Here is a 13,662-nt window from a genome sequence, read left to right as displayed (position 1 = left end):
CATAGCTTTTGAACCCTGAACCGCTGCAATCCACACTTTTGTTGCGGGTTTACCCTTGTTTTTGGCAAGGATATATGGCAGCCCGCATAGGAAATATCGAGGCCGTCTTATGCGTTTGGGCGGGGCTGGACTTAATCTCGGGTACATCCGCAGGACTTACGCAAGCAAGAACGCAAACACGCCATCGCCACAGGGCCAGCGGCTTTCTTCCTCGGAATTTGCGTAAGTCGTGATCCGAACAGTCCACGCACCAGCAGTTGCCCCCACGAGCATGAGCCAGAGCCCCAGTTCCCAACCCATCCGCTTCTATCACCGCGGCCAGATCGTCGAGGTACAGGGGCCGCATCCCACGCGCTCGGTGCTCGACTGGCTGCGCGGCGACGCGCGCTGCACCGGCACCAAGGAGGGCTGCAACGAAGGTGACTGCGGCGCCTGCACCGTGGTCATCGCCGAGCTGGCCGAAGACGGCGCGCCCGACGCCGTGGGCGGCCTGCAGCTGCAGACGGTCAATGCCTGCATCCAGTTCCTGCCCACGCTGCACGGCAAGGCGCTGTTCACGGTGGAGGACGTCAAGGGCCAGTGCGCCGGCAAGCAGGGCTGTGCCACGGGCGAGCCCGCAGGCGGCGCCGAGCTGCACCCCGTGCAGCAGGCGCTGGTGGACTGTCACGGCTCCCAATGCGGCTTTTGCACGCCGGGCTTCGTGATGTCGCTGTGGTCGGCCTACGAGCACCACCAGCAGGCCGGCACGCGTCCCTCGCGCCAGCAGCTGGCCGACGAGCTGTCGGGCAATCTGTGCCGCTGCACGGGCTACCGTCCCATCCTGGACGCAGGCCAGCGCATGTTCGACCTGCCCGCCACGCGCATGGCCACCGAACCCGTGGTGCAGGCGCTGCAGGGCCTGCGCGCGCAGGATGCCGGCTTGGACTACGCTGCGCCCAACGCCGCCCAGGGCGGCCGTGTGGACAGCTTCCACGCTCCGCGCACGCTGGACGAGCTGGCCGCCGTGTGCGAGGCCAAGCCCCGCGCTCGCCTGCTGGCAGGCTCCACCGATGTGGGGCTGTGGGTGACCAAGCAGTTCCGCGACCTGGGCGACATCGTCTATGTGGGCGACGTGGCCGAGATGAAGCGTGTCGAGGAACGCCGCGGCGAAGGCAGCCTGGACGGCGGCGAGCTGTACATCGGCGCCGGTGCCTCGCTGGAATCGGCCTGGTCGGCGCTGTCGCAGCGCTTCGAGGGGCTGACCGATGTGTGGCTGCGCTTTGCCTCCGTGCCCATCCGCCATGCGGGCACCATGGGCGGCAACGTGGCCAATGGCTCGCCCATTGGCGACTCCCCGCCCGTGCTGATGGCGCTGGACGCGCAGATCGAGCTGCGCAAGGGCGCGCGCGTGCGCCGCATGCCGCTGCATGACTTCTACCTGGACTACATGAAGAACCAGCTGGAGCCGGGCGAGTTCGTGCAGGCACTGGCCGTGCCGCTGGACGCTGCACGGCGCCAGACCCGTGCCTACAAGATCAGCAAGCGCTTTGACTGCGATATCTCGGCGCTGTGCGCGGGGCTGGCCATCGAGCTCGATGGCGAGGTGGTGAAGTCCGCCCGCTTGGCCTTTGGCGGCATGGCCGCCGTGGTCAAGCGTGCGGCCCTGGCGGAGGCGGCCATCGTGGGCCAGCCCTGGGACCAGGCCGCAGTGAAGGCCGCCCAGGCCGCGCTGGCCCAGGACTTCAAGCCCATGTCCGACATGCGCGCCAGCGCCGACTACCGGCTCAAGGTGGCGCAGAACCTGCTGCAGCGCCTGTGGCTGGAGACACGTCCGCAGCAGCCGCTGCCGCTGCAGGCCACCAGCGTCTGGAGCGTGATGCCCCACGCAGTGCACCAAGGAGCCTGAAATGAACCGCCCCATCGACCCTTCCCTGCTGCACTCGTCCGAGGCCTTTGCGCATTACCTGAAGAACGCCGCCTTCCGCGTGGACGAGCGTGCCGAGGCCGGCGCCCACACCCAGGGCCAGCGCGTGGGCATCAGCCGCCCGCATGAATCGGCCCATCTGCATGTGGCCGGCGAGGCCGCCTACATCGATGACCTGCCCGAGCTGGACGGCACGCTGCACTGCGCGCTGGGCCTGTCTCCCGTGGCCAATGGCCGGCTCAATGCGCTCAGGCTGGATGCCATCCGCGCCATGCCCGGCGTGGTGGCCGTGCTCACCGGCGAGGACATTCCCGGCGTCAACGACTGCGGCTCCATCATCCACGACGACCCCATCCTGTGCAGCGGCGAGATCCGCTACCTGGGCCAGCCGCTGTTCGCCGTGATCGCCGAAAGCCGCGAGGCGGCGCGTCTGGCTGCGGCCCAGGCCAAGGCGGCGGCCGACATCACGGCCGAGCCGCCCGTGCTCACGCCCCAGCAGGCGCATGAGCTGGGCCAGTACGTGCTGCCGCCCATGCACCTGGCGCGCAGCACGAATGAAGGCGGCGCGCGCCGCGCCATGGACGAGGCGCCGCACCGCCTGAAGTCCTCGTTCTACGTGGGCGGCCAGGAGCAGTTCTACCTGGAAGGCCAGATCAGCTACGCCATTCCCAAGGAGGACGGCGCCGTCCACCTGTACTGCTCCACCCAGCACCCCAGCGAGATGCAGCACCTGGTGGCGCATGCGCTGGGCGTGGCCTCGCACGCCGTGCATGTGGAGTGCCGCCGCATGGGCGGCGGCTTCGGCGGCAAGGAGTCGCAGTCGGCCCTGTTCGCCTGCGTGGCCTCGGTGGCCGCGACGCGGCTGCGCCGCCCCGTCAAGCTGCGCCTGGACCGCGATGACGACTTCATGATCACGGGCCGCCGCCACTGCTTCTGGTACGAGTACGAGGTGGGCTACGACGACGAGGGCCGCATCCTCGGCGCCGAGATCTCCATGGTCTCGCGCGCCGGCCACTCGGCCGACCTGTCGGGCCCCGTGATGACGCGCGCGCTGTGCCACTTCGACAACACGTACTGGCTGCCCGATGTGTCCATGCACGGCTACTCCGGCAAGACCAATACGCAGAGCAATACGGCGTTCCGCGGCTTCGGCGGCCCGCAGGGCGCGATCGCCATCGAGAACATCATGGAGACGGTGGCGCGCGAGCTGGGGCGCGACGCGCTCGACGTGCGCCGCGTCAACTTCTACGGCAAGACCGAGCGCAACGTCACGCCCTATAGCCAGGTCGTGACCGACAACATCATCCACGAGCTGGTGGCCGAGCTGGAAACCTGCAGCGACTACCGCGCGCGCCGCGATGCCATCGCCGAGTTCAACGCGGCCAGCCCCGTGCTCAAGCGCGGCCTGTCGCTGACGCCGCTCAAGTTCGGCATCTCCTTCAACGTCAAGCACTTCAACCAGGCCGGCGCCCTGGTCCATGTCTACAACGACGGCTCCATCCTCGTGAACCACGGCGGCACCGAGATGGGCCAGGGCCTGAACACCAAGGTGGCCCAGGTCGTGGCGCACGAGCTGGGCGTGGGCTTCGGTCGCGTGCGCGTCACGGCCACCGACACCACCAAGGTGGCCAACACCTCGGCCACGGCGGCATCGACGGGGGCCGACCTCAACGGCAAGGCCGCGCAGGACGCGGCGCGCCAGATCCGCGAGCGCCTGGCCGCCTGCGCCGCAGAGCGCCATGGCGGTCGCGCGGAGGACGTGCGCTTCGCCAACGACCAGGTCCACGTCAACGGCAAGGTGCTGGACTTCAAGGCCGTGGTGGGCGAGGCCTACATCGAGCGCGTGCAGCTGTGGTCCGACGGCTTCTATGCCACGCCCGGCCTGTCGTGGAACAAGGACACCATGCAGGGCCGGCCCTTCTTCTACTATGCCTACGGCGCCGCCGTGAGCGAGGTGGTGGTGGACACGCTGACCGGCGAGTTCAAGCTGCTGCGCGCCGACGTGCTGCACGACGTGGGCCGCTCGCTGAACCCGGCCGTGGACGTGGGCCAGGTCGAGGGCGCCTTCATCCAGGGCATGGGCTGGCTGACCACGGAAGAGCTGGTCTGGCACCCGCAAAGCGGCAAGCTCACCACGCACGCGCCCAGCACCTACAAGATCCCGACGGCCAACGACTGCCCGCCCGTGTTCAACGTGCGGCTGTTCGAGGGCGACAACTTCGAGGACTCCATCCACCGCAGCAAGGCCGTGGGCGAGCCGCCGCTGCTGCTGCCGTTCTCGGTGTTCTTCGCCATCCGCGATGCCGTCTCGGCCGCGGGCGGGCACCGCAGCAACCCGCCGCTGCAATCGCCGGCCACGCCGGAATCCATCCTGCGCGCCATCGAGGCCGTGCAGGCCGCCGGGAGCTGAGCGGACCGGCGCCGCCCCCTCATTCCTTGAATCCGCGCGCAGCGATGCGCGCAACCAGGTCCATGGCCGCCCGGCAGGGTGCCATGCCTTGTGCCGGCCTGGACAGCCGGTGCTCAACCCTGGGCGCTTTCACAACCGTTGCGCCCCGCATGCGAAAACAACACGGAGACAATGCGATGAACTGGATGGAACGGGTGTTCAAGCTCAGTGAGCACGGCACCAATGTAAGAACCGAGCTGGTCGCGGGCCTGACGACCTTTCTGACGATGGCCTACATCATCTTCGTCAATCCCTCGATCCTGGGGGATGCGGGGATGCCCAAGGGGGCCGTCTTCGTGGCCACCTGCCTGATCGCGGCGCTGGGCACGACCATCATGGCGCTGTACGCCAACTATCCCATTGCGCTGGCGCCGGGCATGGGCCTGAACGCCTATTTCGCCTACGTGGTGGTGCTGCACATGGGCTTCACCTGGCAGGCCGCGCTGGGCGCGGTCTTCGTCTCGGGCTGCCTGTTCCTGCTGGTGACGCTGTTCGGCCTGCGGGAGCTGATCATCAAGGGCATACCGCAGTCCATACGCATAGCGATCACCGTGGGCATCGGCCTGTTCCTGGCGCTGATCGCGCTCAAGAGCGCGGGCATCGTCGCGGCATCGCCGGCCACCTTCGTGACCCTGGGCGACCTGCACAAGCCCGAAGTCATCCTGGCCTCGCTGGGCTTTCTGATCATCGTGGTGCTGGACCGCCTGAAGGTGCCGGGCGCCATCCTGATCGGCATCGTCGTGGTCACCGTGGCCTCGTTCTTCTTCGCGGGCAACGAGTTCCACGGCGTGTTCTCGGCGCCGCCCTCCATCGCGCCCACCTTCCTGCAGCTGGACATCAAGTCCGCGCTGACGGGCGGCATCCTCAACGTGGTGCTGGTGTTCTTCCTGGTCGAGCTGTTCGACGCCACGGGCACGCTGATGGGCGTGGCCAAGCGCGCGGGCCTGCTGGTGCCCAGCCGCATGGGCCGCTTCAACCGTTCGCTGCTGGCCGACAGCGGCGCCATCTTCGCGGGCTCGCTGCTGGGCACCTCCAGCACCACGGCCTACGTGGAAAGCGCGGCCGGTGTGCAAGCGGGTGGCCGCACGGGCCTGACGGCGCTGACCGTGGCCGCGCTCTTCTTGTGCTGCCTGTTCCTGTCGCCCCTGGCCGGCGTGGTGCCCGGCTACGCCACGGCGCCTGCACTGTTCTTCGTGGCCTGCCTGATGCTCAAGGAGCTGACCGAGATCGAATGGGGCGAGACCACCGAGGCCATCCCCGCTGCCGTCACGGCACTGCTCATGCCCTTCACCTACTCGGTGGCCAATGGCCTGGCCTTCGGCTTCATCACCTATGCCGTGCTCAAGCTGTTCACGGGCCGTTCCAAGGAAGTGCACTGGATGGTGTGGCTGATCGGCGGCGTCTTCCTCTTCAAGTTCGTCTATATAGGCGGATAGCACCCCCTGAGGCGCTTGCGCGCCTTCCCCCGTATGCACGGCGCCCTCTCTCGCTTCGCGGGAGGGGGACGACGCCCTCGCCGCGAGGCGGCTCTTGCTCGGCGTCCCTGCTTTTGGGCCGCGCCAGTTTCATAGGCTTTGGGCTCAGGCAAGATGTTTGGTGGGCCCATGCTTGGCGGATGCCTTGCATGGTTTTTTTATGCGGGGTGGATGGCGCCCAGGATGCGCGGGCCGCGTGCGCCCGTCACGGCGGGCAAGTTGCCTGGCAAACCCAGCAGGGCCTGGCGCGCCAGCCAGGCGAAGGCGGCGGCCTCCACCTGCTGCGGCGGCAGGCCGCGCGCGGCCGTGGTGTCCACGGCCACGCCGGGCAGCAGGGCGGCGATGCGCTGCATCAGCTGCGTGTTGAAGGCGCCGCCGCCGCAGACCAGCAGCTCGCCGCCGCCACGCCCGAAGCGCTGCACGGCACTGGCGCAGGCCCGGGCCGTGAATTCGGTGAGCGTGGCCTGCACTTCGGCGGGGCGGGCATCGGCGGCGCTGGTTGCACTGGCGGACAGATGGCCGGCCAGCCAGTCCGCGTGGAACAGGTCGCGCCCCGTGCTCTTGGGTGGCGGTTGCTGCAGGAAAGGCTCGGCCAGCAGGCGGTCGAGCAGGGCGGGCAGCACCTGGCCCGTGGCCGCCCACTGGCCGCCGTCGTCATAGGGCTGGCCCGTGTGGGTCTGGCACCAGCCGTCCATCAGCGCATTGCCGGGGCCGCAGTCGAAGCCCAGCACCGTGCCATCGCCGGCCAGCACGCTGAGATTGGCGATGCCGCCGATGTTGAGCACCAGCACCGTCTCGCCGGGCCGGCCGAACACGCCCTGGTGGAAGGCGGGCACCAGTGGCGCACCCTGGCCGCCAGCGGCCACGTCGCGGCTGCGCAGGTCGGCCACCACGGCAACGCCGCTGAGCTCGGCCAGCAGGGCCGGGCTGTTGAGCTGCAGCGTGTAGCCCGTGCCGTCGAACATCTGCGGCCGGTGGCGCACGGTCTGGCCGTGGGCGCCGATGGCTGCGATCTGGCTGGGCGCCAGGCCCGTGGCCTGCAGCAGCTCCCGCACCACCTCGGCATAGCTGCGCGCCAGCGCATTGGCCGCCAGCGCCGCGCGGTGCAGCTCGTCGCGGCCCTCGGGGGTGTTCAGGGCCAGCAGCTCGGCGCGCAGCGCGGCATCAAAGCCCCGGCTGGCATGCCACAGCACCTGCGTGCCTTCGGCAAAGTCCACGAGAACGCCGTCCACCCCGTCGAGCGAGGTGCCGGACATCAGGCCGATGCAGTAGCGGTGGGCGATGGGGGAGGGGGCTGGCTGGTTCATGCCGGCAATGGTAGCCCTGCGGGACCCCGGGGCTGGCGATCACAAAAGGATGCGCCTGAAACAACAAAGGCTGCCAGGGCAGCCTTTGCGTGATCGCAGCGATGGTTCAGCGTTCGCTGGCCAAGGCCAGCGCCTCGTTCGATGCCTGCAGCTCGATGCGCATCTGCGCGGCCATCTTGTCGAAGGAGGCGCGGCCGGCCTTGGAGACGGGGCGGGCGGCATCGGTGGCCTGGACGATGGTCATGGGGTCGCGGTGCTCGCCATTGACGCGGAACTCGAAGTGCAGGTGCGGGCCCGTGGCCCAGCCCGTGGAGCCCACGTTGCCGATGATGTCGCCCTGTTCCACGCGCTGGCCGCGCGTGACGCCGATGTGGCTCAGGTGGGCATAGACCGTGGTGTGGTTGTTGGCGTGGTCCACGAAGATCACGTTGCCGTAGCCGTTCTGCACTCCCGCGAAGGAGACGGTGCCGTCGCCCACGGTGCGTACCTTGGTGCCCGTGGGCGCCGCGAAGTCCGTTCCCAGGTGGGCTCGCCAGGTCTTGTGGATGGGGTGCATGCGCATGGCAAAGCCGCTGCTGATGCGCGAGAACTCCACGGGCGAGGTCAGGTAGGCCTGGCGGCGGCTCTTGCCGTCCATGGTGTAGTAGTCGCCCTTGGCCTTGCCTTCGTCCTGGAACCACAGGGCCTGCACGACCTTGCCGTTGTTGTGGAACTCGGCGCTGAGCACGCGGCCCGCGCGCAGCGGCTCGCCATCGGCTTCCAGCGATTCGTAGACCACCGAGAAGCGGTCGCCCTTGCGCAGGCCGCGGCGGAAGTCCACGTCGCCCTGGAAGATGTCGGCCATCTGCATGGCCACGGCGTCGGGAATGGAGGCCGCATCGGTGGCGGCGAACAGCGAGCTGCGGATGATGCCGCCGGCCAGGCGCGGCGAGGCGGTCAGCTTGCCCGTCTCGATGCGTGTGCTCAGTTCATTGTTCTTGCGCTCGACCACGAGGCGGCGGAAGCTGCCGTCCTCGTCAGGTGCCCAGCGCACGGTCAGCAGGGACAACTGGTGGTCGGGCGTGGTCTCGGCCGTCACCAGGCGGCCGGCGCGGCCCAGCACATGCTGGCGCACCTGGTCGTTGCCGCGCATGAAGGCGGCGGCGGCCGGATCGGCCACGCCCAGGCGCTGCAGCAGGGTTTCGGCCGTGTCGCTGCCACGCGTGTATTCGGAACGGTACAGGGACATGCCCTGCACACTGTCGGTCAGCTCGGCCAGGGTCTGGCCTTCTGCCAGCGATTCCACGGGCGTGGAGAGCATGCGCACCGGCAGGTCGGCCGGATCGGGTCCCAGGTTGGCCACGGCGAAGGCGCCGCCGCCGCCCGTGAGCAAGATGGCTGCCAGTGCTGCGGTGACACGCTTGGGGTGTTGCTGGATCACGGAGGTCAGCCGCGCAACAAGAGCACCGCTGGCATGGTTCAAGCCATATTTCACAACATCAGATCCTTGGGTTGCGCGCATCCGGCCTGGGGGCCGGACAGCATCGCAGCGGCGGGATACGCTCTCCAGACGGGCAACAAGTCCGCGCTCTGTGGTGCGGAAAGGCGGGCGTCTAGAATTCGCCGCAGCGGGAAAATCCCCGGAGTATACCGACGCGGTCCTACGCGGCCTGGCGAAAAACCCTTATGAATCAATCTGCTGTTACAACATACCCGGTCACTGAAGGTGTAGGCCAAGCGCTTGAAATCACCCTGCGCGGCGTGGATGAACTGCTGCCCCAGGCCGACTGGGTGCAGAAACTGGCCCGCTCCGAGGCCACGGGCGTGCCGCTGCGCATCAAGCTGGGCCTGGATCCGACGGCGCCCGACATCCACCTGGGCCACACCGTGGTGCTCAACAAGATGCGCCAGCTGCAGGACCTGGGCCACCAGGTGATCTTCCTGATCGGCGATTTCACCACCCTGATCGGCGACCCTTCGGGCCGCAACAGCACGCGCCCGCCGCTGACGGCCGAGCAGATCAAGGTCAACGCCGAGACCTACTACACCCAGGCCGCCAAGGTGCTGGACCCGGCGCGCACCGAGGTGCGCTACAACAGCGAGTGGTGCGACAAGCTGGGCGCGCGCGGCATGATCGAGCTGTCGGCCAAGTACACGGTGGCCCGCATGATGGAGCGCAACGACTTCCACCAGCGCTTCACCGAGGGCAGCTCCATCAGCCTGCATGAATTCCTCTACCCGCTGCTGCAGGGCTATGACTCGGTGGCGCTGCGCGCCGACCTGGAAATGGGCGGCACGGACCAGAAGTTCAACCTGCTCATGGGCCGCCACCTGCAGCAGGAATACGGGCAGGACACGCAGTGCGTGCTCACCATGCCGCTGCTGGTGGGCCTGGACGGCGAGCACAAGATGTCCAAGTCCAAGAACAACTACATCGGCATCACCGAGGACGCCAACACCATGTTCGCCAAGGTGCTGAGCATCTCGGACACGCTGATGTGGAACTGGTACACCCTGCTGTCGTTCAAGAGCCTGGCCGAGATCGCCGCGCTCAAGGCCGAGGTGGAAGGCGGGCGCAATCCCAAGGACGCCAAGGTGCTGCTGGCCAAGGAAATCACGGCGCGCTTTCACAGCGCGGCGCTGGCCGATGCGGCCGAGCAGGATTTCAACAACCGCAGCAAGGGCGGCATTCCCGACCAGATCGACGAGGTCAGCCTGTCGGGCGCGCCGCTGGGCATCGGTGCCCTGCTCAAGCAGGCCAACCTGGCGCCCTCGACCAGCGAGGCCAACCGCCTGATCGACGGCGGCGGCGTGCGCGTGGACGGCACGGCCATCAGCGACCGGGGCCTCAAGCTCGAAGCCGGCACCTATGTGGTGCAGGTGGGCAAGCGCAAGTTTGCGCGCGTGACGCTGGGCTGATGCCCGCGCCGGGCCATGCGCCCGGCTGCACAGGAATGAAGGACGCCGGCATGCCCGCGTCCTTTTTTCATCGCCGGGCCGCCCCAAGATGAAAATGACCCCCTCGGGGGGGCGCGGACCTTGCGCAGCAAGGGGAGCGTGGGGGTTATTTTTCAAGCCGGGGGCGATTCGACGGTTTCGCGCGTGACCTCGGCCTGCTCCTGCAGCCACCGGCAGAAGGCGGCCACCTCGGGACGCGCGGCGCTGCGCGGGCCCACGATCAGCCAGTAGGCCAGCGGCGATTCCAGCCGGTGCGCGGGCAGCACCTCGACCAGGTCGCCAGCCGCCAGCGCATCGGCCACCAGCGGCAGCCGTGCAATGGCCAGGCCCTGTCCGGCCAGTGCGGCCTGCACGATCTGGTGGGCGTAGTTGAAGTACAGCCAGCGCGGCGGCTGCAGCTGGTCGCAGCCCTGCACGCCGAACCAGCGCTGCCAGCCCAGCCACTCCAGCTGGGGCATGCGGTGGGCGTCGCCGGTCTCGATCAGCGTGTAGCGGGCCGCGTCGGCCGGCGTCCTGAGCGGCGGGCCGCCGGCCAGCAGGCGCGGGCTGGCCACCACGGCCAGCTGCTCGCCGAACAGGCGCTGCGCCTGGGGCCAGCCGTCGCCCGCGCGGCCGTAGCGCAGGGCCAGGTCCACATCGGTGGTGTCCAGGTCCATCACGGTGTCGCTGGTGTCGATGCGGATGTCGATATCGGGCCAGGCGCGCTGGAAGGACTCCAGGCGCGGGATCAGCCACATGGCGGCAAAGCTGGCCCAGGTGGTGATGGCCACGCTCTTGCGGCCCACGGTCTGGCGGATCTGGCGCACCGAGGCGTCGATCTGCTCCAGCGCGGGCGCCACCGAGCGCAGCAGCTGGGCGCCGGCCCCGGTCAGCTCCACGGCGCGCGTGTGACGCAGGAACAGCGGCACGCCGACTTCATCCTCCAGCGACTGGATCTGGCGGCTCACGGCCGACTGCGTCAGCGACAGCTCGTCGGCGGCCGCGCGGAAATTCAGGTGCCGGGCCACGGCCAGGAAGGCACGCAGATGGCCGGCTCCGATGGCGCGTGTGCGCAGCAGGGGAACGGGTGCAGTGGTGGCATGGGGCATGGCGCCGCCAGCATACGTCAATCGTGTGACCGGCCGCAGCCCTTGGCGGACAGATAATCGGCGGCGTTGCCGGCACAGGTTCTGGCGTTTTGGATGAATCACCTATGACAGCACCTCTGGATCTCGTCATCATGGCCGCGGGCAAGGGCACGCGCATGAAAAGCCGCCTGCCCAAAGTCCTTCAGCGCCTGGCGGGGCGCCCGTTGCTGGGCCATGTGCTTTCCACGGCGGCGCAGCTGGATGCGCGCTCGGCCGTGGTGGTCACGGGCCACGGCGCGGACCAGGTGGAGCCCGCCATGGCGGCGGCCTGCCAGGGCGGCTCCATGGCGCTGAAGTTCGTGCGCCAGGAGCCGCAGCTGGGCACGGGCCATGCGGTGCAGCAGGCCGTGCCTGCGCTGGCGGGCGACGGCATGGTCATCGTGCTCTCGGGCGATGTGCCGCTGACGCAGGCCGACACGCTGCGCGCCCTGGTCGATGCGGCCGATGGCCAGCGGCTGGCGCTGCTGACCGTGCGCCTGCCCGATCCCACGGGCTACGGCCGCATCGTGCGCGGCGAAGACGGCACGGTGCAGCGCATCGTCGAGCAAAAGGATGCCAATGACGCCCAGCGCGCCATCCAGGAAATCTACAGCGGCATCATGGCCGTGCCGGCCCGCCACCTGGCCGGCTGGCTGGCCCGCCTGACCAATGACAACGCCCAGGGCGAGTACTACCTGACCGACGTGGTCGCCATGGCCGTGGCCGACGGCGTGCCCGTGGTCGCGCACTGCATTGCCGACCCCGTGCAGGTGGCAGGCGTCAACAGCCCGCTGCAGCTGGCCGAGCTGGAGCGCGCCCACCAGGGCGCCCAGGCCCGCACGCTGATGGAGCAGGGCGTGCGCCTGGCCGACCCCGCGCGCTTTGACCTGCGCGATGACCCGCGCACCGGCCGCGCGGCCCGCCTGGTCTGCGGGCAGGATGTGGAGATCGACGTGGGCTGCATCTTCAGCGGCCATGTGGAGATTGGCGAAGGCGCGCGCATCGGCGCCTATTGCAGCATTGCCAACGCCACGATTGCGGCGGGCGCCGTCATCCATCCGTACACGCATGTCGATGGCGAGAAGGCCGGCGTCAGCGTGGGCGAGGGCGCCCTGGTGGGCCCGTTTGCGCGCCTGCGCCCCGGGGCGCAGCTGGGCCGCGAAGTGCACATCGGCAACTTCGTCGAGGTCAAGAACTCCGTGCTGGCCGATGGCGCCAAGGCCAACCACCTGGCCTACCTGGGCGATGCCACGGTGGGCGAGCGCGTCAACTACGGCGCCGGCTCCATCACGGCCAACTACGACGGCGTGAACAAGCACCGCACGGTGATCGAGGCCGACGTGCACATCGGCAGCAACTGCGTGCTGGTGGCGCCCGTGACCATTGGCGCGGGCGGCACGGTGGGCGGCGGCTCCACGGTCACCAAGAGCACCGAGCCTGGCGTGCTCACGGTATCGCGGGGCAGGCAGGTGAGCATCACCAGCTGGAAGCGCCCGGTCAAACTGCCCAAGTCCTGAGACTTCCGAGACACGTGGGCTCGAGGGCCCGCATCGCCGGCGGGTCCCGTACGGGGCAAGCCGATTTTCCGAATCTCCTGACCCTGTTCATGCCATGACGGAACCTTTCGCCCACCCTCCGCCTGACCCTGCCGCCGACCTGCAAGGCCCGCCCCGCACGCTGCAGGACGCGCTGGAGCGCCTGGCCCAGCGCGAGCAGGAGCTGCAGGCCCTGCGCGCCGCGCAGCAGGAATGGCTGCACGCGGTGTCGCACGACCTGCGCGCGCCGCTGCGCCATGTGCTGTCCTTCGGCCCCCTGGTGGACGAGCTGCTGTCGCAGGCCGCGCCTTCGCCGCAGGAACTGCAGGAGGCACGCGGCTTCCTGCAGACCATGGACCAGTCCGCCCGACGCATGGGCGGCATGCTCGACGGCCTGCTGGCCCTGGCGCGCGCCGCCCGCACGCCCATGCAGTGGCAGCCCATTGCCTTGCAGGAACTGCTGGAGCAGGCGCGCACGGCGGTGCTGGCGCAGCCGCGCTGGGCGGCCTGCGGCGCGGCGGCGCGGCTGCAATGGAGCCTTCCGCAGCAAAGTCCCGCCGTGCGTGCCGACGCGGCCCTGCTGCGCCAGGTGCTGGAGGCGCTGCTGGACAACGCCGTCAAGTTCACCCGGCCCGTGGACCAGCCGCGCATTGCCATCGATGTGGAGCGCCATGCCGACGGCGGCATCACGCTCAGCGTGACGGACAACGGCGTGGGGTTCGACCCCTCGCGTGCGGGCGCGCTGTTCGGCATCTTCCAGCGCATGCACCGTGAGTCGGAGTTTCCGGGCCTGGGCACGGGCCTGGCCCTGGTGCGCGGCGTCATGCGCCGCCACGGCGGCGAGGCCACCATCCGCGCCACGCCCGCGGGCGGCTGCAGCGTATGCCTGAACTGGCCCGGCGGCGAAGTGCGGCGCACGGATCGCGGGCTCTGAGTCTGCCTGCCGCTTG

The 13,662-nt window shown here is 69.2% G+C and carries 9 protein-coding genes; 6 read left to right on the top strand and 3 right to left on the bottom strand.

What is annotated here, in order from left to right:
• Window positions 1-271: 271 nt before the first annotated feature.
• The 3 genes from xdhA to ACF8ML_RS05360 all read left to right on the top strand — a co-directional run bounded on the left by xdhA (window position 272) and on the right by ACF8ML_RS05360 (window position 5,788).
• On the top strand, window positions 272-1,885 hold the full coding sequence (gene xdhA / locus ACF8ML_RS05370; RefSeq protein ID WP_392406577.1) for a xanthine dehydrogenase small subunit: 1,614 nt from the start codon (window positions 272-274) through the stop codon (window positions 1,883-1,885).
• Window position 1,886: 1 nt separating this feature from the next.
• Window positions 1,887-4,313 carry a xanthine dehydrogenase molybdopterin binding subunit gene (gene xdhB, locus ACF8ML_RS05365; RefSeq protein ID WP_154833397.1) on the top strand — a complete coding sequence of 809 codons (2,427 nt, stop codon included), beginning with the start codon at window positions 1,887-1,889 and terminating at the stop codon, window positions 4,311-4,313.
• Window positions 4,314-4,489: 176 nt separating this feature from the next.
• Window positions 4,490-5,788: an NCS2 family permease gene (locus tag ACF8ML_RS05360; RefSeq protein ID WP_016448452.1), complete on the top strand. Its 1,299-nt coding sequence runs from the start codon at window positions 4,490-4,492 to the stop codon at window positions 5,786-5,788.
• A gap of 197 nt (window positions 5,789-5,985) precedes the next feature.
• Here the strand turns inward: ACF8ML_RS05360 and ACF8ML_RS05355 are convergent, their stop codons facing one another.
• Window positions 5,986-7,134, bottom strand: coding sequence for an anhydro-N-acetylmuramic acid kinase (locus ACF8ML_RS05355; protein ID WP_209671788.1), 1,149 nt, complete (start codon window positions 7,132-7,134; stop codon window positions 5,986-5,988).
• Between the two features lie 106 nt (window positions 7,135-7,240).
• Window positions 7,241-8,635 carry a peptidoglycan DD-metalloendopeptidase family protein gene (locus ACF8ML_RS05350; protein ID WP_392406574.1) on the bottom strand — a complete coding sequence of 465 codons (1,395 nt, stop codon included), beginning with the start codon at window positions 8,633-8,635 and terminating at the stop codon, window positions 7,241-7,243.
• A 164-nt stretch (window positions 8,636-8,799) separates the two neighbouring features.
• Between ACF8ML_RS05350 and tyrS the strand changes: the two genes are divergently transcribed.
• Complete coding sequence (gene tyrS / locus ACF8ML_RS05345; RefSeq protein ID WP_016448449.1) at window positions 8,800-10,032, top strand: tyrosine--tRNA ligase; 1,233 nt, start codon at window positions 8,800-8,802, stop codon at window positions 10,030-10,032.
• Between the two features lie 152 nt (window positions 10,033-10,184).
• On the opposite strand, the gene ACF8ML_RS05340 is transcribed toward tyrS, so the two are convergent.
• Window positions 10,185-11,159: a LysR substrate-binding domain-containing protein gene (locus ACF8ML_RS05340; RefSeq protein WP_012207701.1), complete on the bottom strand. Its 975-nt coding sequence runs from the start codon at window positions 11,157-11,159 to the stop codon at window positions 10,185-10,187.
• Window positions 11,160-11,263: 104 nt separating this feature from the next.
• On the opposite strand from ACF8ML_RS05340, the gene glmU reads away from it, so the two are divergent.
• On the top strand, window positions 11,264-12,694 hold the full coding sequence (glmU, locus tag ACF8ML_RS05335; protein WP_070080840.1) for a bifunctional UDP-N-acetylglucosamine diphosphorylase/glucosamine-1-phosphate N-acetyltransferase GlmU: 1,431 nt from the start codon (window positions 11,264-11,266) through the stop codon (window positions 12,692-12,694).
• Between the two features lie 94 nt (window positions 12,695-12,788).
• Entirely contained in the window at window positions 12,789-13,646 is an 858-nt protein-coding gene (locus ACF8ML_RS05330) for an ATP-binding protein (protein WP_392406572.1), read from the top strand.
• The last annotated feature ends 16 nt before the right edge of the window (window positions 13,647-13,662 follow it).

Source organism: Delftia sp. WSY_10 (assembly GCF_043104705.1).
Taxonomy (GTDB): domain Bacteria; phylum Pseudomonadota; class Gammaproteobacteria; order Burkholderiales; family Burkholderiaceae_C; genus Comamonas; species Comamonas tsuruhatensis.
The sequence above is the reverse complement of the archived record's forward strand: the minus strand, read 5'-3'. Positions and strand labels throughout refer to the sequence as shown.

Excerpts from the sequence above, each read along its gene's own strand:
- xdhA (WP_392406577.1), top strand. The coding sequence starts at position 272 with ATGAGCCAGAGCCCCAGTTCCCAACCCATCCGCTTCTATCACCGCGGC.
- xdhB (WP_154833397.1), top strand. The coding sequence starts at position 1,887 with ATGAACCGCCCCATCGACCCTTCCCTGCTGCACTCGTCCGAGGCCTTT.
- ACF8ML_RS05360 (WP_016448452.1), top strand. The coding sequence starts at position 4,490 with ATGAACTGGATGGAACGGGTGTTCAAGCTCAGTGAGCACGGCACCAAT.
- ACF8ML_RS05355 (WP_209671788.1), bottom strand. The coding sequence starts at position 7,134 with ATGAACCAGCCAGCCCCCTCCCCCATCGCCCACCGCTACTGCATCGGC.
- ACF8ML_RS05350 (WP_392406574.1), bottom strand. The coding sequence starts at position 8,635 with ATGCGCGCAACCCAAGGATCTGATGTTGTGAAATATGGCTTGAACCAT.
- tyrS (WP_016448449.1), top strand. The coding sequence starts at position 8,800 with ATGAATCAATCTGCTGTTACAACATACCCGGTCACTGAAGGTGTAGGC.
- ACF8ML_RS05340 (WP_012207701.1), bottom strand. The coding sequence starts at position 11,159 with ATGCCCCATGCCACCACTGCACCCGTTCCCCTGCTGCGCACACGCGCC.
- glmU (WP_070080840.1), top strand. The coding sequence starts at position 11,264 with ATGACAGCACCTCTGGATCTCGTCATCATGGCCGCGGGCAAGGGCACG.
- ACF8ML_RS05330 (WP_392406572.1), top strand. The coding sequence starts at position 12,789 with ATGACGGAACCTTTCGCCCACCCTCCGCCTGACCCTGCCGCCGACCTG.